The sequence below is a fragment of the Mesorhizobium sp. INR15 genome (assembly GCF_015500075.1).
Lineage (GTDB): Bacteria > Pseudomonadota > Alphaproteobacteria > Rhizobiales > Rhizobiaceae > Mesorhizobium.
The window spans coordinates 5,374,331-5,393,201 of the sequence record NZ_CP045496.1 but is presented as its reverse complement, the minus strand read 5'-3'; the positions used below and the strand labels follow the sequence as shown (position 1 = coordinate 5,393,201).

The 18,871-nt window shown below is 61.3% G+C and carries 24 protein-coding genes; 17 read left to right on the top strand and 7 right to left on the bottom strand.

Going from position 1 to position 18,871, the window contains the following annotated elements; all coding sequences use genetic code 11:
- Window positions 1-114: 114 nt before the first annotated feature.
- Complete coding sequence (locus GA829_RS26415) at window positions 115-567, top strand: hypothetical protein (RefSeq protein ID WP_195175517.1); 453 nt, start codon at window positions 115-117, stop codon at window positions 565-567.
- Between the two features lie 222 nt (window positions 568-789).
- Here the strand turns inward: GA829_RS26415 and GA829_RS26410 are convergent, their stop codons facing one another.
- Both GA829_RS26410 and GA829_RS26405 read right to left on the bottom strand, forming a co-directional pair.
- Entirely contained in the window at window positions 790-1,119 is a 330-nt protein-coding gene (locus tag GA829_RS26410) for a transcriptional regulator (protein WP_195175516.1), read from the bottom strand.
- A 311-nt stretch (window positions 1,120-1,430) separates the two neighbouring features.
- Window positions 1,431-1,958, bottom strand: a complete 528-nt coding sequence (locus GA829_RS26405; RefSeq protein ID WP_195175515.1) for a hypothetical protein — start codon at window positions 1,956-1,958, stop codon at window positions 1,431-1,433.
- A 430-nt stretch (window positions 1,959-2,388) separates the two neighbouring features.
- Here GA829_RS26405 and GA829_RS26400 point away from each other — a divergent pair, with 430 nt between their 5' ends.
- On the top strand, window positions 2,389-2,985 hold the full coding sequence (locus GA829_RS26400; RefSeq protein WP_195175514.1) for a glutathione S-transferase family protein: 597 nt from the start codon (window positions 2,389-2,391) through the stop codon (window positions 2,983-2,985).
- Window positions 2,986-3,054: 69 nt separating this feature from the next.
- Here the strand turns inward: GA829_RS26400 and GA829_RS26395 are convergent, their stop codons facing one another.
- Complete coding sequence (locus tag GA829_RS26395) at window positions 3,055-3,708, bottom strand: outer membrane protein (RefSeq protein ID WP_195175513.1); 654 nt, start codon at window positions 3,706-3,708, stop codon at window positions 3,055-3,057.
- Window positions 3,709-4,121: 413 nt separating this feature from the next.
- On the opposite strand from GA829_RS26395, the gene GA829_RS26390 reads away from it, so the two are divergent.
- The 6 genes from GA829_RS26390 to GA829_RS26365 all read left to right on the top strand — a co-directional run bounded on the left by GA829_RS26390 (window position 4,122) and on the right by GA829_RS26365 (window position 9,294).
- Window positions 4,122-4,886: an SDR family oxidoreductase gene (locus GA829_RS26390; RefSeq protein WP_195175512.1), complete on the top strand. Its 765-nt coding sequence runs from the start codon at window positions 4,122-4,124 to the stop codon at window positions 4,884-4,886.
- Window positions 4,883-6,949, top strand: a complete 2,067-nt coding sequence (gene uvrC, locus GA829_RS26385; RefSeq protein WP_195175511.1) for an excinuclease ABC subunit UvrC — start codon at window positions 4,883-4,885, stop codon at window positions 6,947-6,949. The genes GA829_RS26390 and uvrC overlap by 4 nt, the downstream gene beginning before the upstream one ends.
- A gap of 101 nt (window positions 6,950-7,050) precedes the next feature.
- On the top strand, window positions 7,051-7,647 hold the full coding sequence (gene pgsA, locus GA829_RS26380; RefSeq protein ID WP_195175510.1) for a CDP-diacylglycerol--glycerol-3-phosphate 3-phosphatidyltransferase: 597 nt from the start codon (window positions 7,051-7,053) through the stop codon (window positions 7,645-7,647).
- A 58-nt stretch (window positions 7,648-7,705) separates the two neighbouring features.
- On the top strand, window positions 7,706-7,915 hold the full coding sequence (locus GA829_RS26375) for a MoaD/ThiS family protein (RefSeq protein WP_258052363.1): 210 nt from the start codon (window positions 7,706-7,708) through the stop codon (window positions 7,913-7,915).
- Window positions 7,916-7,919: 4 nt separating this feature from the next.
- Window positions 7,920-8,402 (top strand): molybdenum cofactor biosynthesis protein MoaE, encoded by a 483-nt coding sequence (locus GA829_RS26370; protein ID WP_195175508.1) that lies wholly within the window; start codon window positions 7,920-7,922, stop codon window positions 8,400-8,402.
- Between the two features lie 130 nt (window positions 8,403-8,532).
- Window positions 8,533-9,294, top strand: coding sequence for a YbaY family lipoprotein (locus tag GA829_RS26365; RefSeq protein ID WP_195175507.1), 762 nt, complete (start codon window positions 8,533-8,535; stop codon window positions 9,292-9,294).
- Between the two features lie 5 nt (window positions 9,295-9,299).
- Here GA829_RS26365 and GA829_RS26360 read toward each other — a convergent pair whose 3' ends face one another.
- The gene (locus GA829_RS26360) at window positions 9,300-9,773 is read right to left on the bottom strand and encodes a cupin domain-containing protein (protein WP_195175506.1); all 474 of its coding nucleotides are present in this window, start codon (window positions 9,771-9,773) and stop codon (window positions 9,300-9,302) included.
- A 64-nt stretch (window positions 9,774-9,837) separates the two neighbouring features.
- Between GA829_RS26360 and GA829_RS26355 the strand changes: the two genes are divergently transcribed.
- Window positions 9,838-10,293, top strand: a complete 456-nt coding sequence (locus GA829_RS26355; protein WP_195175505.1) for a MarR family winged helix-turn-helix transcriptional regulator — start codon at window positions 9,838-9,840, stop codon at window positions 10,291-10,293.
- A gap of 56 nt (window positions 10,294-10,349) precedes the next feature.
- Here GA829_RS26355 and ndk read toward each other — a convergent pair whose 3' ends face one another.
- Entirely contained in the window at window positions 10,350-10,772 is a 423-nt protein-coding gene (gene ndk, locus GA829_RS26350) for a nucleoside-diphosphate kinase (protein ID WP_027048827.1), read from the bottom strand.
- A gap of 349 nt (window positions 10,773-11,121) precedes the next feature.
- On the opposite strand from ndk, the gene GA829_RS26345 reads away from it, so the two are divergent.
- Window positions 11,122-11,385 carry a DUF2934 domain-containing protein gene (locus GA829_RS26345; RefSeq protein ID WP_258051957.1) on the top strand — a complete coding sequence of 88 codons (264 nt, stop codon included), beginning with the start codon at window positions 11,122-11,124 and terminating at the stop codon, window positions 11,383-11,385.
- 11 nt (window positions 11,386-11,396) lie between these two features.
- On the opposite strand, the gene GA829_RS26340 is transcribed toward GA829_RS26345, so the two are convergent.
- Entirely contained in the window at window positions 11,397-12,086 is a 690-nt protein-coding gene (locus tag GA829_RS26340) for a glutathione S-transferase family protein (RefSeq protein ID WP_195175503.1), read from the bottom strand.
- Between the two features lie 59 nt (window positions 12,087-12,145).
- On the opposite strand from GA829_RS26340, the gene GA829_RS26335 reads away from it, so the two are divergent.
- Window positions 12,146-12,658: a DinB family protein gene (locus GA829_RS26335; RefSeq protein ID WP_195175502.1), complete on the top strand. Its 513-nt coding sequence runs from the start codon at window positions 12,146-12,148 to the stop codon at window positions 12,656-12,658.
- A gap of 58 nt (window positions 12,659-12,716) precedes the next feature.
- Here the strand turns inward: GA829_RS26335 and GA829_RS26330 are convergent, their stop codons facing one another.
- On the bottom strand, window positions 12,717-13,655 hold the full coding sequence (locus GA829_RS26330) for a LysR substrate-binding domain-containing protein (protein WP_195175501.1): 939 nt from the start codon (window positions 13,653-13,655) through the stop codon (window positions 12,717-12,719).
- A gap of 111 nt (window positions 13,656-13,766) precedes the next feature.
- Here GA829_RS26330 and GA829_RS26325 point away from each other — a divergent pair, with 111 nt between their 5' ends.
- From GA829_RS26325 to GA829_RS26300, 6 genes are all read left to right on the top strand, one after another.
- Entirely contained in the window at window positions 13,767-14,597 is an 831-nt protein-coding gene (locus GA829_RS26325; RefSeq protein ID WP_195175500.1) for a hypothetical protein, read from the top strand.
- A gap of 45 nt (window positions 14,598-14,642) precedes the next feature.
- Window positions 14,643-15,533, top strand: a complete 891-nt coding sequence (locus GA829_RS26320; RefSeq protein ID WP_195175499.1) for a DMT family transporter — start codon at window positions 14,643-14,645, stop codon at window positions 15,531-15,533.
- Complete coding sequence (locus GA829_RS26315) at window positions 15,526-15,729, top strand: hypothetical protein (RefSeq protein ID WP_195175498.1); 204 nt, start codon at window positions 15,526-15,528, stop codon at window positions 15,727-15,729. Before GA829_RS26320 ends, GA829_RS26315 begins: the two co-directional genes overlap by 8 nt.
- Window positions 15,730-15,893: 164 nt before the next feature.
- Window positions 15,894-16,343: a Ros/MucR family transcriptional regulator gene (locus tag GA829_RS26310; protein WP_195175497.1), complete on the top strand. Its 450-nt coding sequence runs from the start codon at window positions 15,894-15,896 to the stop codon at window positions 16,341-16,343.
- Between the two features lie 140 nt (window positions 16,344-16,483).
- Window positions 16,484-18,361 carry an ABC-F family ATP-binding cassette domain-containing protein gene (locus tag GA829_RS26305; protein ID WP_195175496.1) on the top strand — a complete coding sequence of 626 codons (1,878 nt, stop codon included), beginning with the start codon at window positions 16,484-16,486 and terminating at the stop codon, window positions 18,359-18,361.
- A 112-nt stretch (window positions 18,362-18,473) separates the two neighbouring features.
- Complete coding sequence (locus tag GA829_RS26300; RefSeq protein ID WP_195175495.1) at window positions 18,474-18,869, top strand: thioredoxin family protein; 396 nt, start codon at window positions 18,474-18,476, stop codon at window positions 18,867-18,869.
- The last annotated feature ends 2 nt before the right edge of the window (window positions 18,870-18,871 follow it).

Here is an 18,871-nt window from a genome sequence, read left to right as displayed (position 1 = left end):
AAATCCTGGCTGGCTGGAATCGTTTCCGATATAGGCAACCATCGCTAGTGCGCTACCGCTTGACCGCAACCCTGCGAATCCTCACAGTGCGCGGACCAGATCATAGAGGCTGCCATGACTCGCTTCGCCAAATCCGCTCTTGCCGCCCTGCTCGCCTTCTGCACCCCGCTTGCTGCTCCGCTCGGCGTCACGCAGGCGGTGCACGCCGCCGATCTCGCCGTCTATTCCAACGATGATGGCGGCGTCTGTGGCCAGCCTTGGGTGCTCAACAAGATCACCAGCCGCTTCTCCTATCAGGTGCACCATGTGCCGCATCTGCCGGATGTGCAGATCACCGACTTCCAGCGCATTCATCAGCACCGCTATCTGCCGGCCAACGAAACCTGGCCGATCGGACGTCGCTATTGCGGTGCGACCGTCAGCCTTTCCGATGGCCGCGCCCGCACCATCTGGTACCTGATCGAGGAGGGGCAGGGCTTCGCCTCGATCGGCGACAACGTCGAATTCTGTGTTTCGGGCTTCGACCGCTGGATGGTGTACAACGGCCGCTGCCGCGTCCTGCGCTAAAGTTATCTTCCTCTTGGCCTGACCTCGGCTGGAACGGACATCCGTTCCAGCCCCGAGATGCTACGCTCAATCCGTCGCGACACGAGCGAGATGGGTTGGGATGCGTCATCAACCAGATTTCACGCCAAGGCAGCGGGCGGCCTTCGACGGGATGTGGTTCGCGATTCCTTGATGCGCTGAAGCGGATCGGCAACCAGCACCGCGGTGTCGGCCTTTGTCCCGCTACCGCGCCTTGCGCCGATTGCGTTCCACCACGGGCAGACAGGCCTCTTCAAGCAGAGCGCGCAGGTAAGCCGCATGACCTCGGAATGCGCGTCGCCCGCTTGTGGTCGCCCTGATGCGTGTCTGCGGCCGGCGCTCGACAAACAGCTTTTCGACATCGACGTAACCCGCGCCGGCCAGCGTATCGAGATGCGCTCCGAGATTGCCGTCGGTCGTGTCGACAATTGCTTTCAACCGGGTGAACTCCAGCGCCTGTCGCCTATCGAGAGTATTCAGCGCCGCCATGATCCTGAGGCGTGTACTCTGGTGAATGATGTCGTCCGCGCCCATCATCTGTCTCCAGGTTTTACAGAATATTCTGCAGCACAGAGTAATCTGTGTATCTGAGCACAGGCCGGTGATGAGCGCAACAAGCCTGCCGCTGCTGAATGAATCGGCTGCTGTTACTGGCGTTGACGCGGCAACGGCCGACGCGGAATTTGCCTGCAAAGCTCTCTGGCAATTGCTCGGGATACGAAGCGAATTTCTACGCGAAGCGGGACCTTGGCCTGCAGCCCGATGCTGAAATTTAAACTGCGAAAATCAGTGCATTGCTTCGCTGGCTAGGGAGCCGCGAGTCAGATATGCATTGCGCGCCGGGGTCATTCACGGCCGTCGGCATAACGCAAGGGGCATGATATGGCGAAGCAGTCGTCTAAGGCGCCGGCATCCAAGACACCGGCAAAGAAAGCACCTGTGAAAGCAGCAGCGGCGAAGGTCGCAACCGCGGTCAAGAAAGCAGCACCCGCGGCCAAGCCGAAGGCCGCTGCGGCCAAGGCACCGGCAAAGAAGGCGGCACCGGCGAAAGCCGTGGCAGCGGTGAAGAAGGCAGCACCTGCCAAGGCAGCAGCAAAACCCGCGGCGAAGGCAGCGGCGAAACCGGCAGCGAAGCCAGCAGCAAAACCCGCCGCCAAGGCAGCGGCAAAACCCGCGGCGAAGGCAGCAGCAAAACCGGCAGCGAAACCCGCCGCCAAGGCAGCGGCGAAGCCCGCAGCGAAAGCAGCAGCAAAGCCTGCAGCCAAGGCACCGGCAAAGAAGGCAGCCGCAGCGGCGACAAAGCCGGCTGTGAAGAAGGCCGCGCCTGCCGCCAAGCCGAAGGCCGCCGCCAAGCCGGCAGCGAAGGCCGCCAAGAAGTAAGGTCCCTGTTGGAGCGCCACGCATCCTTTAGGCTGCGTGAAGGGGCTCCGACAATTGGACGCGGCGCATGTCTCTTGCGAGAAACGTTTGGTTCTCGGGCCGTGCGCAGGACCGCCAGGGAAGGGGGCCGAGGGCAGCAAAGCGGGGCGCCGGACAGGTTGCCTCGCTCGCCTCTGTCGGGTTCTCCGCGTCTCGAACTTATGCCCCGGCGCGAAGCCTGGGCTGTGAAGGATCGGAGTTTGTCCGGGTTCATCCCGGCCTCTTTGGTCTTTGCTCGTGTAGATCGCGTATCAGCCGGTGGCCATGTCAGATAACCTCGAGCGGAAACCGTTGCCGGTTTTCTGATACTGTTTTTTGCGCTCTGGCCGTTGATCGCAGACGCGTGTCTGGACAACAGTGCGTCTGGAAAACAGGAAACCGATGATGCCAAAACTGCTTTATGCTTCTTCTTCTCCCTATAGCTCCAAGGTGCGCATGGCTGCGGCCTATGCGGGCGTTGCCGTCGACCTCGTGCCGGTCAAGACCGACGACAAGCCAGCCAACCTGATCGGCGCCAATCCGCTCGGCAAAATTCCGGTGCTGGTGCTCGATGACGGGCGCTCGATCCATGACAGCCGCGCCATCACCCAGCACCTCAACCGGGTGTCGAAGAATGCGCTGCTTCCGCGCAATGCCGACAAGCGGCTTGAGGCGGAAGTGCTGGAGGCGCTGGCGGATGGCATTTGCGACTGCGCGTTGTCGATGGTCTATGAACGGCGCACGCGACCCGAGGAGATGGTCTATCAGCCCTGGCTCGACCGGCAATGGTCGAAGATCACCGCGGCGCTCGACCTGCTCAACGCCAATCCGCCGAAACTGCCGAAGAAGATCACCGTGGGACAGCTGGCGTTGCGCGCCTGCCTTGGCTATCTGGCGCTGCGCTTTGCTGGAAAGTGGGAAAAGGGCCGAGGCCGGCTGACGCGTTGGGCGGCGCGCTTCGACGAGAAGTTCCCGGAACTGAAGCCCAGCATTCCATCCTGATCCTCAACACCAAGAACAAAAAAAAGCCGGGCGCGAGGCCCGGCTTTTTCGTGTCGTGGCTTGAACGACTTAGAACTTCATACCAACGCCGAAGGTGACGCGGTTGTCTGTCGACTTGACGTTGCCGATGCTGCCGCCGAAGTCCTTGCTGCCGAAGTCGGTGTAGCGATACTCGACACGGCCGAACACGTTGTCGGTGATCTTGATGTCGGTGCCGACGCCGGCCGTCCAGCCAAGCATGGTGTTGCTTTCGCTGTCGATGCCGTTGTCCATCTTCTGGTTCTTCAACGCGCCACCACCGGTGCCGTAGACCAGGATTTCCGGGGTCACGGCATAGCCGAGACGGGCACGCAGGGAGCCTTCGACGCCGCCCTTGGCTTCGAGGCCGGCATTGGAACCCTTGACGCCGCTGTAGCCGATATCGGCTTCAGCGCCGTACACGAAGTTCTCCTGCTGCCACTGGATGCCGCCGAAGACACCGCCGACAAAGCCCTTGGTGCTGACGTTGTTGCCAAGGTCCCTGGCATTGGCATGACCGCTGAAGCCGTAGCCGACGCTCAGACCGGCGTAGGGGCCGGCCCAGGAAGCGACGGGAAGTTCAGCGACCGGCGCGGGTGCCGGCGGCTCTTCCGTGACGACGTCCGCTGCATAGGCGGTACCACCGAGGGCGAAGAGGCCCAGCGCAACGGCCAGCGGCCGTGCGAATTTAAGATTGGCTTGCATTGTTCTTTACTCCTTAAGCCACAGGACACAGGCTTGTTTCTCACGATCGCCATCGACCCGTCCGGGGGGTGAAACGGATCTGGCGTTCGTCGGTTCCAAATGTCGTGTCAAAATGCGGCTGAAGCGAACCTGAACTTGGGTCATTCCCCGGCGCGAATGAGGCGGAACCTTGACGTTGCATCTTCGCAACAGCGAAATGTCAGCAGCCATTTCATGCTGCGCTGCACACCGCTTGGTGCAAGGAGTCCAGCGCCCTATATTGCCGTCTGGTTGCTTCGGTCCATGGCGAGTCGGGATGGCCGATCCGGCCGTTTCGCCACAATGCTGCCCCACGTGCGAACGGCATTTAACGTATTGCGGGCCATATTTCGCCGGCTCCGTCTTTTTGGGCCGAAATTGAGGATTGACAGGATATGAGCAAGGCCATGGCCGCGGTGTTGGTGACGGGCGGGGCAAAGCGGATCGGCAAGGCAATCGTCGAGGATCTCGCCGCGCATGGTTTCGCCGTCGCCATTCACTGCAACCGTTCGCGCGCCGAGGCTGATGCCCTGGCTGCCACAATCAGCTCTGGAGGCGGCAGCGCCGCTGTCGTCGTCGCCGATCTGACCGACATGGCCATGGTCGGCGGCCTGGTTGCACAGGCCGAGGCTGCGCTCGGTCCTGTCTCGTTGCTGGTCAACAACGCCTCGCTGTTCGAGGACGATTCCATACTCGATTTCGACTGGCAAGCCTGGGACAGGCACTTCGCCGTCCACGTGAAGGCGCCGGCATTTCTGGCGCAAAAATTTGCCCAGGCGCTACCGGCCGGGCAGGAGGGGCTGATCGTCAACATGATCGACCAGCGCGTCTGGCGCCCGACACCGCGCTATTTCTCCTATGCGCTGTCAAAGTCGACACTGTGGACGGCCACGCAGATGATGGCGCAGGCACTGGGACCGCGGATTCGCGTCAACGGCATCGGTCCGGGGCCAACCCTAAAGAACAGCCGCCAGGATGACAGCGATTTTGCCGCGCAGGTCGATGGCCTGATCCTCAAGCGTGGCCCGGAATTGCCCGAATTCGGCGCAACGATCCGCTATCTCTGGGAAGCGCGGTCGGTCACCGGCCAAATGATCGCGCTTGATGGCGGCCAGCACCTTGCATGGCAGACGCCCGATGTGACAGGCATGGCGGAATGAGTCCCATGGAACACAAAGGCAAAAGGGGCGGCACCGACGACCTGCCCCCTGATATCGATATCGAGGATGAGGCAGCGGAGGAGATCGTCGCGCCTGCCGGTCCCGATGTCGGTTTCACCGCCATTGACTGGACGCCGCATGCCGGCGACGCCGAAGGCATGGTCGGTGCCGAGGTGATCCAGACGCTGGTCAAGCGGCTGCCCAACGCGCCGGGCGTCTACCGCATGATGAATGCCGCCGGCGACGTGCTCTATGTCGGCAAGGCGCGCAGCCTGAAGAAGCGCGTCACCAACTATGCGCAGGGGCGCTTTCACACCAACCGCATCGGCCGGATGGTGCGCGAGACATCGACGATGGAGTTCGTCGTCACCCGCACCGAGATCGAAGCGCTGCTGCTCGAAGCCAATCTTATCAAGCGCTTGCGGCCGCGATTCAACGTTCTGATGCGTGACGACAAGTCGTTCCCGTACATTCTTTTGACCGGCGACCATGTCTCGCCCGGCATCTACAAGCATCGCGGCGCGCGCTCACGCAAAGGCGACTATTTCGGCCCGTTTGCCTCGGCCGGCGCCGTTGGCCGCACCATCAATTCTCTGCAGCGCGCCTTCCTGCTGCGCAGCTGTACCAACTCGTTCTACGAGAACCGGACTCGGCCCTGCCTGCTTTACCAGATCAAGCGCTGTGCCGGCCCTTGCACCGGCGAAGTCTCGCACGAGGACTATGCCGAGCTGGTTGGGGAGGCGAAGGACTTTCTCTCCGGCCGCAGCCAGAAGGTGAAAACCGAAATCTCGGCCGCCATGCAGCAGGCCTCCGAAGGCCTCGATTTCGAGCGCGCCGCCATTTATCGCGACCGGCTCGCCGCCCTGTCGCATGTGCAGAGCCACCAGGGCATCAATCCGCAGACGGTCGACGAGGCCGATGTCTTTGCCATCCACCAGGAAGGCGGGCAGGTCTGCATCCAGGTGTTTTTCTTCCGCACCGGCCAGAACTGGGGCAATCGCGCCTATTTTCCCAAGGCCGACCCGGCGCTGGAAGCCGCCGAGGTGCTGGGCTCGTTCCTGGCGCAGTTCTATGACGACAAGCCGACGCCGCGCACGATCCTTCTGTCGAATGGCGTCGAGGATCAGGAGCTGCTGGCCGAGGCCCTCTCCACCCGCGCCAACCGCAAGGTGGCGATCCTGGTACCGCAGCGCGGCGAGAAGAAGGACCTGACCGACAACGCATTGCAGAATGCCCGCGAGGCGCTGGGAAGGCGGCTGGCCGAAACGTCGACGCAAGGCCGGCTGCTTGCCGGTTTCGCCGAGACCTTCGGCTTGCCCAAGCCTCCAGTCCGCATCGAGGTCTACGACAATTCGCACATCATGGGCACCAATGCTGTCGGCGCCATGGTCGTTGCCGGGCCTGAAGGTTTCGTCAAGAACCAGTATCGGAAGTTCAACATCCGCTCGACCGAGATTACGCCGGGCGACGATTTCGGCATGATGCGCGAAGTGATGGAGCGGCGTTTTTCGCGGCTGCTCAAGGAACATGGCGACGTCGCCGTGGCCGAAGATGCCGTTGCGGCGGAGGCAACGGATGATATCGAGGATGACGTCGCGGGCAGCTTCCCGGCCTGGCCCGACGTCATCCTGATCGACGGCGGCCAGGGCCAGATGACGGCAGTGCGCAAGATCCTTTCAGGTCTCGGCATCGAGAACCGCGTCGTCGCCATCGGCATCGCCAAGGGTCAGGATCGCGACGCCGGCCGTGAGCGCTTCTTTGTCCGGGGCAGGGACTCGTTTTCGCTCCCCGTTCGCGACCCAGTCCTTTATTTCGTCCAGCGGCTGCGCGACGAGGTGCACCGGTTTGCCATCGGCTCGCATCGCGCACGCCGCAAGAAGGAAATGGTGAAGAGCCCGCTCGACGAGATCAGCGGCATCGGTCCCGGCCGCAAGCGGGCGCTGCTGCTGCATTTCGGCACCGCCAAGGCCGTAAGCCGCGCCGCCATCGAGGACCTGCGGAAGGTCGACGGAATTTCCGAGCAGGTCGCCAAGCTGGTCTACAATCATTTTCACGAGAGCTGACAAACCGCTGGCTATTTTCGGCTGGCCAATCGATTTTGACCTGTTGACCCCCTACATCAGCTTCTGATTTGAGTACGCAGGCAGAAAGAGTTTTCCAAGACATGGTCAAGCGCGCATTCAACCTGCCCAACATGCTCACCTACGCCCGCATTGTCGCGGTGCCGCTGGTTGTGCTGTGCTTCTTTCTCGAAGGGCACCTGAAGTCGAGCGATTTCGCTCGCTGGTCGGCGCTGATCATCTTCCTGCTGGCCAGCATTACCGATTATCTGGATGGCTATCTGGCGCGCGCCTGGCAGCAGACGTCCAACATCGGCAAGATGCTTGACCCGATCGCCGACAAGTTGCTGGTTGCCACCTGCCTCTTGCTGTTGGCCGCCGACACCGATCGCCATGCCGGGATCGCCGGCTGGTCGCTATGGGCGGCGATCATCATCCTATGCCGCGAAATCCTTGTCTCGGGCCTGCGCGAGTATCTGGCCGCGCTCAAGGTTTCGGTGCCGGTGACGCAGCTTGCCAAGTGGAAGACCGCCATCCAGATGGTCGCGATCGCTTTCCTGCTGGCCGGACCCGCCGGTGACAAGATTTTTCCGCTGACAACGCAGACCGGGCTGGTGCTGTTGTGGATCGCCGCGCTGGTAACGCTTTACACCGGCTATGATTATTTCCGTGCCGGTCTCAAGCACATCATGGACGAATGACGTGGCGGGCGGCAAAACCAAGCTCATCTATTTCGCTTGGGTCCGCGAGCGGATCGGCATGGCCGAGGAAGAAGTCGATCTGCCTGATGGCATCGACACTGTCGCTGACCTGTTGCGCTGGTTGAAGTCGCGCGGTGAGGAATACGAGCACGCGCTGCAGTTTCCCGAGGTGATCCGTGTTGCCATCAATCAGGAACATGTCGACCATAGGGAAAAGATCGGCGGCGCGCGCGAGATTGCGCTGTTCCCACCGATGACCGGAGGCTGAAGCCGTGTCCGGACTGGTCGTGGCGACAGTGCGCATCCAGGCGCTGGATTTCGACGTTGCCACCGAGATTGCCCGGCTGACGCAAGGCCACGCAGATATCGGCGCCGTGGTGACCTTCTCCGGCCTTTGCCGCGACGAACAGGGCGCGCTTTCGGCACTCGAGCTCGAGCACTATCCCGGCATGGCCGAGGCTGAAATCTCCCGCATCGCCGCCGAAGCGATCGAGCGTTGGCCGCTGCAAGGCCTCACCGCCATTCATCGTCACGGCAAGATCCGCCCAGGCGAAAACATCGTTCTGGTGGTGGCTGCCTCCGCCCACCGGCAGGCGGCGTTCGAGGCTGCGAATTTCCTGATGGACTACCTGAAGTCGCGCGCGCCTTTCTGGAAGAAGGAGCATCACGCGGACGGCGCCGAGGGAGGCTGGGTCGCTGCCAAGGATGCGGATGACGAGGCCGCGCGGCGCTGGAAGCGGCAACCGACCGAATAATGTCGCGCTGATGTCACGGAACGACCGCAATCCTTTGGCCAGTTTGTACCGTCGGGCGATTTGGCCCGTCGGTTGATTTGACCCCATCCGTTGATTTGGCCCCATCTATCAATTTAGCAAGGAGATGGTCATGCTGGACAGGATCGCCGAATTCTTCGTTTTCGGTTTCGTGCCGCTGGTTGTCGGAATGCTGGCCGTGCCGGAAATGTCGGCCGCCGCCGAGAAGACAATGGCAGGCCAGGTGATGTATCGCGAACGCATCGCGCTGCCGCCCAACGCTGTCCTGTCCGTGCAGCTTGCCGATGTGTCGCTGGCCGATGCGCCGGCGGCCGTCATCGGTGAGCAGAAGGTGACGCCGGCGGGCCAGGTGCCGATCAGCTTCGCGATCAAATTCGATCCTTCGGTGATCCGGCCGCAAATGACCTATGCGTTGCAGGCTCGTATCACGGTCGACGACAGGCTCTTGTTCATCAGCGATGTCAGGCATCAGGTCGATCCGCTGACCGACGTGCCGCAGACCATCATGCTGAAAATGGTGTCGCCGACCGCAGCAACGGGAGCGGTGTTCGGCCAAAGCTGGCTGGTCGAGTATATCGACGGCATCGGCGTGATAACCAATCCGCAGGCGACATTCAGGATCAGTGAAGCCGGCAAGGCTGGCGGCAGCGGCCCCTGCAACGTCTATTTCGCCACGGCCAAGGTCGATGGCGAGACGATCACGGTGAGCGACATAGACTCGACCTACAAGGCTTGCGCGCCAGAGGTCATGGCTGAGGAAAAGGCACTGTTCGACGCGCTGGCCAAGGCGGCAACATTCAAGGTTGACGCTGGCAAGCTGACCATCGCCGACAGGGATGGCCACGAGGTCCTGCGCTTCAACGCGGCGAGCTGAGCAGATCAGGCCTGCGGTGGCGGGGCTGGCGTCAGGCCGAAACTGCGCATCAGGTCCATGATCCTGGCGCGGTCGGGCGGGCCGCCGGCGCCGAAGATCGCAAAAGCCTCGCGGAAATATTCCGGCCCGATCGCGGCCGGTGTCACCACGCAGAGAACCTTGGCGGTCTCGGCGGTGTTGTTATCGAAACGATGGACCGCGCCACGCGGAATGCACAGGGCCTGTCCTGGCCCGATGTCGTGACGCTGGCCGTCGACGGTCAGCGTCAGCACGCCTTCGACCCCATACATGGTTTCCTCGTAGTGGTCGTGGCTGTGCGCCGGGGCGAGCAGGCGCTGCGAGCCGGCCACCGACAGTTCGAAGGCGGTGATCGAGCCGTTCGATTGCTCGCCAGTGAGCAGGAAGTGCACGGCGAGGCCGCCGTGGCCGATTGTCTCGTCCGCTGGATTGATTTGGGCCTTGGCGGCTTTGTCTAGCATTCACTCCTCCTATGTGGTAAATCCAATTTACCGAAATGGGTAAACTCAATTTACCAAGGTGTCAATGCCGTCGTTCACGGAAGATCCGCCACAAAAGCCGCCGCTGATCGGCGCGCTGTTGCGCGTGCCGGCCTTGGCCATTCATCGCAAGCTGATCAGGGAACTCAGGGCATCCGGCTTCGAGGACCTCAGCCCGCCGCACATGGCGGTGATCCAGTATCCCGGTCCGGATGGCTGCCGGCCCAGCGTGCTGGCCGAGCGCGCCGCCATGAGCAAGCAGGCCATGAACCAGTTGCTCAAGACGCTGGAAGCCATGGGCTACGTTACGCGCTCCCCGTCAGTGGACGAGGGCGGTGGCACGGTCGTCCATTTCACTGACCGCGGCCGTGCCGCCTATCAGAAGATGGCCGACATCCTGTTGGACATCGAACGGGAATGGGCCGAGGAGCTGGGGCAAAAGCGCTTTCATGAATTGAAGACGTTGCTCGGCGACCTCTGGGACACGCCGCTTATTCGCTAGCCAAAGAAAAAGCCGGGGTTTTGCCCCGGCTTTCATCATCAAGCTCGTCTATTCGTTCAGCCGACAATCTCGGTGTCCGAGAACCAGTACTTGATCTCCTCGGCGGCGGTTTCCGGCGCATCGGAACCGTGCACCGAATTCTCGCCGATCGACAGCGCGTGCACTTTGCGGATGGTGCCTTCAGCCGCGTTGGCCGGATTGGTGGCGCCCATCACTTCGCGGTTCCTGGCAATGGCGTTCTCGCCTTCCAGCACCTGCACGATCGTCGGCGCCGACGACATGAACTCCACCAGTTCGCCAAAGAACGGACGGTCCTTGTGCACGGCGTAGAAGCCCTCGGCTTCGCGGCGGCTCATCCAGACGCGGCGCGAGGCGATGACGCGCAGGCCAGCCTCTTCGAGCATCCTGGTGATGGCGCCGGTGAGGTTGCGCCGGGTTGCGTCCGGCTTGATCATGGAAAAGGTGCGTTCGAGCGCCATGGGTGGTCCTTGTCTGAGAATTGAATGGGAGAGTGGCGGGCTCTATACAAGCCGCCCGGCCCATTGCCAAGGGGGGGCGAGGAATGGTCCGCATAGCGGACGGAAAGCCAATTGCTTGGCTTTCCGAATGGCGAACGCCCAGAGCGACAGCTAAAGCCCGGGGCCTGGCGGGCAGACACTCGTGAGTTCTGGGGACGATCGCAACGCTTGGCCGGCCGACACACTGCCGGGAACAAGCGTCAGGTACAGCCATCACAACTGCTTGCGGCCCTGTTTGCAAGCGCGTCAGGTGTTATAGTCTGGTGTCGGCGCCGCGTTGAAGTCGGCCCCAACGGAGGCAGGAGTGACCATGACGAACGATCGGCAGGAGCGCATTCGCAACCGTGCACACCAGATCTGGCTGGACGAGGGACAACCGGTTGGTCAGCATGAGCGCCACTGGCACCAGGCGGCGACTGACGTCGATGGTGAAGACGCGGGGGCGGCGCCAAAGGCTGGAGCCAAGAAGCCGGCGAAAAAGGCGGCACCAAAGGAAGCCAAAACCGCCAAGCCTGCTGCAAAAATAGCCAAGGCCGCTCCGAAGGCAGCAAAGCCCAAGAAGTCCAGCAAGTAATCCTCCTGATATCAGGCCGCCGCGACCTTTCGTCCAAGCCCGCCATGCAGGTCGAGGCAGCGGTCAAACCATTGTGCCACCGTGTCGCTGTCGTCGAGCAGCCGGTAGGGCGAGGCTACGCGTGCCCATTGCAGGGCGCCGAAAACGATGTAGTCGGCAAATAGCGGCGAGGCGCCGCCGATGAACGGTTGGTAGGAAAGCATGGAGCGCAGCGGCTCCAGCGAGGTTCTGAAACTGCCAAGCCCGGCATCGCGGACCGCGATCACGTCCTCCAGCCGCTTGCCCAGGCGCTGCTCCCGGCTTTTGCGGAAGTAAACCGCGTTGGCCTCGTCCTGCATGCCATAAAGGTCCATGAGCGCGGCGGTGGTGATGTAGGAATGCAAGGTCAGTTGCGACCAGCGCTCGATGAAACGCGCCATCGCCTTGCCGCCTTCACCGCCAAACAAAGTCGGCCGTTCAGGATAGGCTTCGTCAAGGTAGAGCGCGACCGCGAAGGAATCGGCGATGATCTTTTCGCCGTCACGGATCACCGGAACGGTTTTTGAAGCACCGTTCTCAATCGCTGGCACCTCGAGAAAGCGCGTCGGCACGGTGCTGACATCGAGACCTTTGTGGGCCAGCGCCATTGCCGCCTTCCAGCAATGCGGGCTGAACGGCCGGGCCGCATCATGTCCGACAAGGTCATAAAGCAGAATGGGCATTGGCGCGGGTGCTCCTGCGGTTTAGGTAGGCCCGGGACCGATGCGAGCCGGGGGAAGCAATGAGACAGCATTTCATGATGTTTGCGGCCTACAATCAATGGGCCAATGGCCGCATCTATGAGGCCGCCGCGGATCTCGACGAAGAAGAATTCAATCGCGATGTCGGTGCCTTTTTCGGCTCGATGATGGGCACGCTCAATCATCTGCTTGCCACCGATCGGATCTGGATGAAGCGTTTCACGGGCGAGGGCGACGCGCCGACGAGTCTCGACGCCATCCTGCACCGCGCCTTGCCCGGTCTGCGCGGTGCGCGCGAGATCGAGGACAAGCGGCTTATCGGCTGGGTAGGCTCCTTGAGTGAAAAGGCGCTGACAGGCCGCTTCACCTACATGACCGTCTCCGACATGCGCACTGTTTCACAACGGCTGGCGCCGGCGCTCGATCATCTCTTCAATCATCAGGCGCATCATCGCGGCCAGGCCCACATGATCCTGACGGTCCTTGGCCGGCCTTCGGTGCAGCTCGACCTCGCCATGTTCCAGCGCACTGAGGAAGGGCGCGCATACGCCTGATTTCAACAAAGATTTTAGGTGACGTCGATCAGCCAGCCAATCAGGCGAAATGGTGCGGTCAGCTGAACTCGCGCTCCAACTGGCCCTGAGTCAAAGCAGCCTCGGCCATGATCCAGCATTTGAACAGCGCCACCTTGCGAGCCAGCAGTGTTTTGTCCGGGCAAACGAAATACCAGCCGGCCGTATTGGGGTGGTGAACCGCGAACGGTGCGATCAGTCTTTCGGCGCGGATATCGCTCGACATGTAGGCTCGGTTCGCCACGGCAAATCCCATACCGGAGTTGGCCGCTTCGTAAGACATCATGCAGGAATCGAAATAGATGCTCTTGGTTTCGTTGAGCACAAAGCCGGCACCTGCGAAGCCCAGCCAGGATTGCCAATTCTGGGTACAGGTATCGGAATGCAGCAGCGTGAAGTGGCGAAGATCCTCGGGGCTGACTTTCGACAACGGCTTGTCGCCCAAAACGTCATGAAAAAGCTTGCGGCTGCAGACCGGCGTCAGATCTTCCTTGAACAGAAGGTCGGCTTGCAGATCGGGAAAGCTTCCGTCGCCATAACGAATCTCGACATCGAAGTCGGATGTTGCGAATTCGTGAGTCGCATATGAGGTCGAAACGCGCATTTCGATATCGGGATACTGTTGCTGAAACAAAGGCAGGCGTGGAAAAAGCCACCGCGCCGCGAAGGTCGGCAGTACCGATATTTTCAAAACATGCTCCTGTGACTGCCCGGTTGCTTCCATGCTCGCGGCAACAATCCGCTCCAGGGCTTCGCGAACACGTGAAACGTAGGTTTCGCCTTCCGGCGTCAAGGAAACGGCATTGCCGCCGCGCAGGAAGATCTTGAAGCGCAGCTGATCCTCGAGGCTTTTGACACGCTGGCTGACCGCGGACGCGGTTATAAACTGCTCTTCACCGGCGCGCGTGAAATTCTTGTGCCTCGCAGCACTCTCCACGATTTTTAGCGAATTGAGGTTGACCTGACTGAGCAGACGCACGGTTTTCGACCTTAAGCTTGGCTTACGGTAGCACCAGCATTCCTAATTTTACAGGGGGAGGCAATTTAATCAACTGTCGTTCAAGTCTTGCCCCCATCTCGGAGAAGTAGAATGAACGCCCATACCATACCCGATTTGCGCTATGCGATGAGCCGCGAGGCCATCATCGGCCACGAAACGTCCTGGAAAATTTCCAGCTTCGGCGTGGCGCAATACCTGCACGGCTACGATCCGGCTCTGCTCGCCGCGATCGAAGAGGCCGCCTTGAAGCTCAAGTCCAGCCATGCCGTGCACAAGCACCTCGACCTGACCTTCATCACCGGCGCCGATCGCTTCATCCCGGAGATCAAGGAACTTCTGAACGACAAGCTCCGGCTGGAGCGGCTGTCCGACATGATGGGCACCAAGCTCGAGCCCTATCCCCTCTCCATCGTCGGCTCGACCGTTACCTTCATGAATCCCAAGGACGGCGCCGTCGAGTGGCATTGCGACGGCGTTCCTGTGACCGAGCTGATCCCATTGTCGATCAGCGAGCAGTTGATTGGAGGGCACCTCGAAATCTACTGTGACAACAGCGAAAAGGGCAGGGCGATCCTCGAGGCAGGCCGCGAGATTCCGCGCAATCGCGTCATGCGCATCGACCACAAGATGAATTATGCGACGCTCGGGCAGTTTCTGGGTGTTCTGCACCGCACCGCGCCGATCCAGCACGGCTCACGCGTCACCCTGGTGCTCAACCAGCGCTCGGTGGCCAAGCCCTATGTCGACGACAACAGAATGTTCTACCTTGCCGCCGACAACGATCAGGACCGCGAATGGGTCAACGAACTGGCCGATGACGTCTGGGCAAACCAGTTGCCAGCCTATCGCCGGCACGAGGAGGCACGCCCGGTGGCGCCGGAGGACGTGGCGGCTCCGGTCGGGGCAAGGGACACATGGTAGACGGCCCGCATTTCTCGCATGCGCCGGCCGCATGGAGTTTGAGAGATGCAGGCTAGAGCAGCATTGGGATTTGCCGCCGGCGCGGTCGGCTTATGGTCGACCAACGCGCTGGTAGGCAAATCTCTTCTGCAAGATCATCCCGTCTCGCTGGTGCAGTTTCTGCAATTCACGGGAGCCGCGCTGGTCTTCGCGGCAATCCGGCTGATGAAACAGGATGGCGCCGCCCCGGAGCGAGCGTCGCTTGTCTCGAAAGCCTCCCTCGCTGCGGTCGGCGTCGGCCTGGTCGGGCTGGTTGGTACAATGGTCTTGCAATATGTCGCTTTCGCCTCGATGCCGGTGATCGAGGCCAATCTTGTCGCCTACACTTGGCCGCTGATGGTCGCGGCGGCGGTGATCGGGTTTGGGAGCCCGCAACGCCCGGCGTTGTTGGGCCTGGCCTCTATCGTTGGTTTTGTTGGCGTGGCACTGGTGATTTCCGGTGGCCAGAGCCAGTCCTGGCTGCAGGGTAACCTGGTTGGATACGCTGCTGCCTTCGGCTCGGCACTGTGCATGGCGTTCTACACGATCGTCGTCGGCCGCCTTCCCGTGTCGCCGGATCGTCTGCTGTTGCCCTCGGCGCTGATTGGCGTTGTCCTGACCTTCCTGTGGTGTGTTCACGATGGCGTCGGCTGGCACGCCGATAGGCATTTGCTTCTCGGGCTCTACCTTGGTGCCGGTCCTATGGGCTTGGGTTACTACTTCTGGTCTCGCGCTTTGAAACTGGAAGGTGGCGGCAAGGTTGCTGTCGTCGCCTATCTCACGCCGATCTTATCAACACTTCTTTTGACCTTGTCGGGTGAGCGGTTGACGGTGACGGCCATGGCAGGCGCGGTCCTCGTGATCGGCAGTTGCATCGCGGTCGGCCTGGAGCGCTCGGAGGCCAAAAGCCATGCTTGATGAGAATGAACGTCTCGCCAGACAGGAGGCGCATTGGCTGATCAAGGAATTTGGCGCCGAAGCGCCACTCTATGCCGCTATGAAGGCGGAAAAAGCGATAGAGCAGAAAGATTTCGCACGTTGTGCCCGCTGGAAGCGTATTCTCGATATATTGGCCGAAGGCGGAGCCCAAAAACCGGCTCTATCCAAGTATTAGATTTTCTAATTTGCACGGCTCCATTTTTCATTGAAATCATTGCCTTGTATCGAGTCTTGACGCTTTGTTGAGGCTTGGCGGTCCGTTGGGGACACTGCTGGATCGATACCGCAAAAGAAGACTTCACCAGGAGCGGTGACTTAACGTCATCAGGAGTACAAGAATTGTCAAATATCGACGACAAAACAGCCATCGAACTGACAGCAGATATCGTCTCGGCCTATGTCGGCAACAATCCGCTTCCGGCGGCTGGCCTGCCCGATCTGATCGCAAGCGTCAACGCCGCGGTTCGCAAGCTGGGCGGCGTTGCGGCCGTCGAAAGCCCGGCGCTCAATCCGGCGGTAAACCCGAAGAAGTCCGTGTTTCCCGACTATATAATCTGTCTGGAAGACGGGAAGAAGTTCAAGTCGCTCAAGCGGCATCTCAGGACCGACTACGGTCTTTCCCCTGATGAGTATCGGGCCAAGTGGAGCTTGCCGCAGGACTATCCGATGGTCGCTCCAAATTACTCAGCGACCCGGTCGGCGCTGGCAAAGTCGACGGGGCTTGGCCGCAAGCCGGCCGCACCACCAGTTGCCGCGGCCAAGGCGACGAAACGCAAGGCGACAGCCTGAGTGCTGTCTGTGCCGGCGCTGAAAAGCGTCGGCACGACCAGCATTGTCGCGTGCTGTAGGCGCCTCATACGCATGTCTTGTCGCGCCAACTGGTCCGCAAGGCCTTGCGAAGCGCTGGTCTCCCGTGCAAAAGCGCGGCCATGCTGATCATAAACGACCTTTCGCTCCGCATGGCCGGGCGCCTGCTTCTCGATCATGCCTCGCTGACCTTGCCAGCGGGCACGAAGGCAGGGCTTGTCGGCCGCAACGGCACTGGCAAGACAACGCTGTTCAAGGCCATCACCGGCGACCTCGCCTCCGAGACCGGTTCGATCAGTCTGCCGAAGAACACCCGCATCGGCCAGGTGGCGCAGGAAGCGCCGGGTACAGAGGATGCGCTGATCGAGATCGTGCTTAAGGCCGATCTCGAGCGCACGGCGCTGCTCGAAGAAGAAAAGACCGCCACCGATCCGCATCGCATCGCCGATATTCATATGCGGCTGGCCGACATCGACGCGCACTCAGCCGAATCACGCGCGGCCACCATCCTCGCCGGCCTTGGTTTCGACGACGCGGCACAGCGCCGGCCGGCTTCGTCCTTCTCCGGCGGCTGGCGCATGCGCGTGGCGCTGGCGGCGGTGCTGTTTTCCGAACCGGACCTTCTGCTGCTCGACGAACCGACCAACTACCTCGATCTCGAAGGCACGTTGTGGCTGGAGAATTACGTCTCGAAGTATCCGCACACGGTTTTGCTGATCTCGCATGATCGCGACCTGCTCAACCGCGCGGTCAACTCCATTGTCCATCTCGACCAGAAGAAGCTGACCTTCTGGCGCGGTGGTTACGACCAGTTCGAGCGCCAATATACCGAGCAGAAGGAATTGCAGGAGAAGGGCCGCGTCAAGCAGGAGGCTGCCCGCAAGCACATGGAATCCTTCGTCGAGCGATTCCGCGCCAAGGCTTCCAAGGCCAGGCAGGCGCAGTCGCGCATCAAGGCGCTGGAAAGGATGAAGCCGATCGCGGCCATCGTGAACGATACGGTTCGGCCGTTCTCCTTCCCCGAACCGGTCAAGACGGTGGCCTCGCCGATCGTGGCGTTGAACAACGTCAATGTCGGCTATGTCGAGGGTCAGCCGATCCTGAAGAAGATGACGCTGCGCATCGACGCCGACGACCGCATCGCGCTGCTTGGCGCCAACGGCAACGGCAAGTCGACCTTCGCCAAGCTTCTGTCGGGCCGTCTGAAGCAGGAGACCGGCACCATGACGGTGGCCCCGGGCCTGAAGGTGGCGATCTTCGCCCAGCACCAGCTCGATGATCTGAGGCCCGACGAAAACGCCTATGAACATGTCCGCAGGCTGATGCCGGAAGCGCCGGAATCCAAAGTGCGTGGCCGCGTCGCGCAGTTCGGACTGACCACGGAAAAGATGAACACCGCCGCCAAGGATCTTTCGGGTGGCGAGAAGGCGCGGCTGTTGATGGGCCTGTCGGCCTTCGAAGGGCCGAACCTGTTCATCCTCGACGAACCGACCAACCATCTCGACATCGACAGCCGCGAATCCCTGATACACGCGCTGAACGAATTTCCCGGCGCCGTCATCCTGATCTCGCATGACCGCCATTTGCTGGAAGCGACGGCCGACCGGCTTTGGCTGGTCAAGGATGGCGCGGTCAATCCGTATGATGGCGACCTGGAGGACTACAAGACGCTGGTCACAGGTGTGTCCGGCGACCGTCGCGAGCGGCGCGAGGCGGACAAGGCCTCAAAAGCCGACCGCCGCCGCGAGGCAGCCCAGCGCCGCGCTGCCATGGAGCCGCTGGCCAAGGAAATCCGCGCCACGGAGGCGCTGATGGACCGCATCCGCAAGCGCATCGATGGCATCGAGGATGAATTGTCCAACCCGGCGGTCTATGAAAAGGACCCGTCGACGGCGACGCGGCTGGCCAAGGAGCGCTCGCAACTCGCCCAGACGCTGGCTGGTCATGAAGAAAAATGGCTGACCATGTCGGCCGAATATGAGGAAGGCACGGCGGAATAGGACGGTAACATGACCGTGAGCCTGTAACGGCTGGTCCTGACGTTGCGAATGACCAGATGTGACGGCATGTTCGCGTGCCGGGTTGTTCGATTCACGATTCCTGGAGCCAAAAATGCTTGATCGCCGCCTGTTTCTGATCGCTTTGACCGCGATGACCAGCCTCGCCTCTGCCTCGGTGGCGCTGGCCGCCGATCATCAGACCTATACACAGCAGGCGTTCGACGCCGCGCAGAAGGCGGGCAAGCCGATCCTGGTCGAGATCACCGCTTCCTGGTGCCCGACTTGCAAGGCGCAGAAGAAAGTCCTCGGCCAATTGCTGCCGATGGCCGAACATGCCGATCTCGCCGTGTTCGAAGTCGATTTCGATTCCCAGAAGGATATTGTCCGGGCCTTCGGCGCACAGATGCAGAGTACGCTGATCACCTACAAGGGTACGAAAGAGGTTGGCCGCCTCGTTGGTGTCACGCAAGCGGATTCGATCAAGCAGTTGCTCGATACCACCATCTGAGC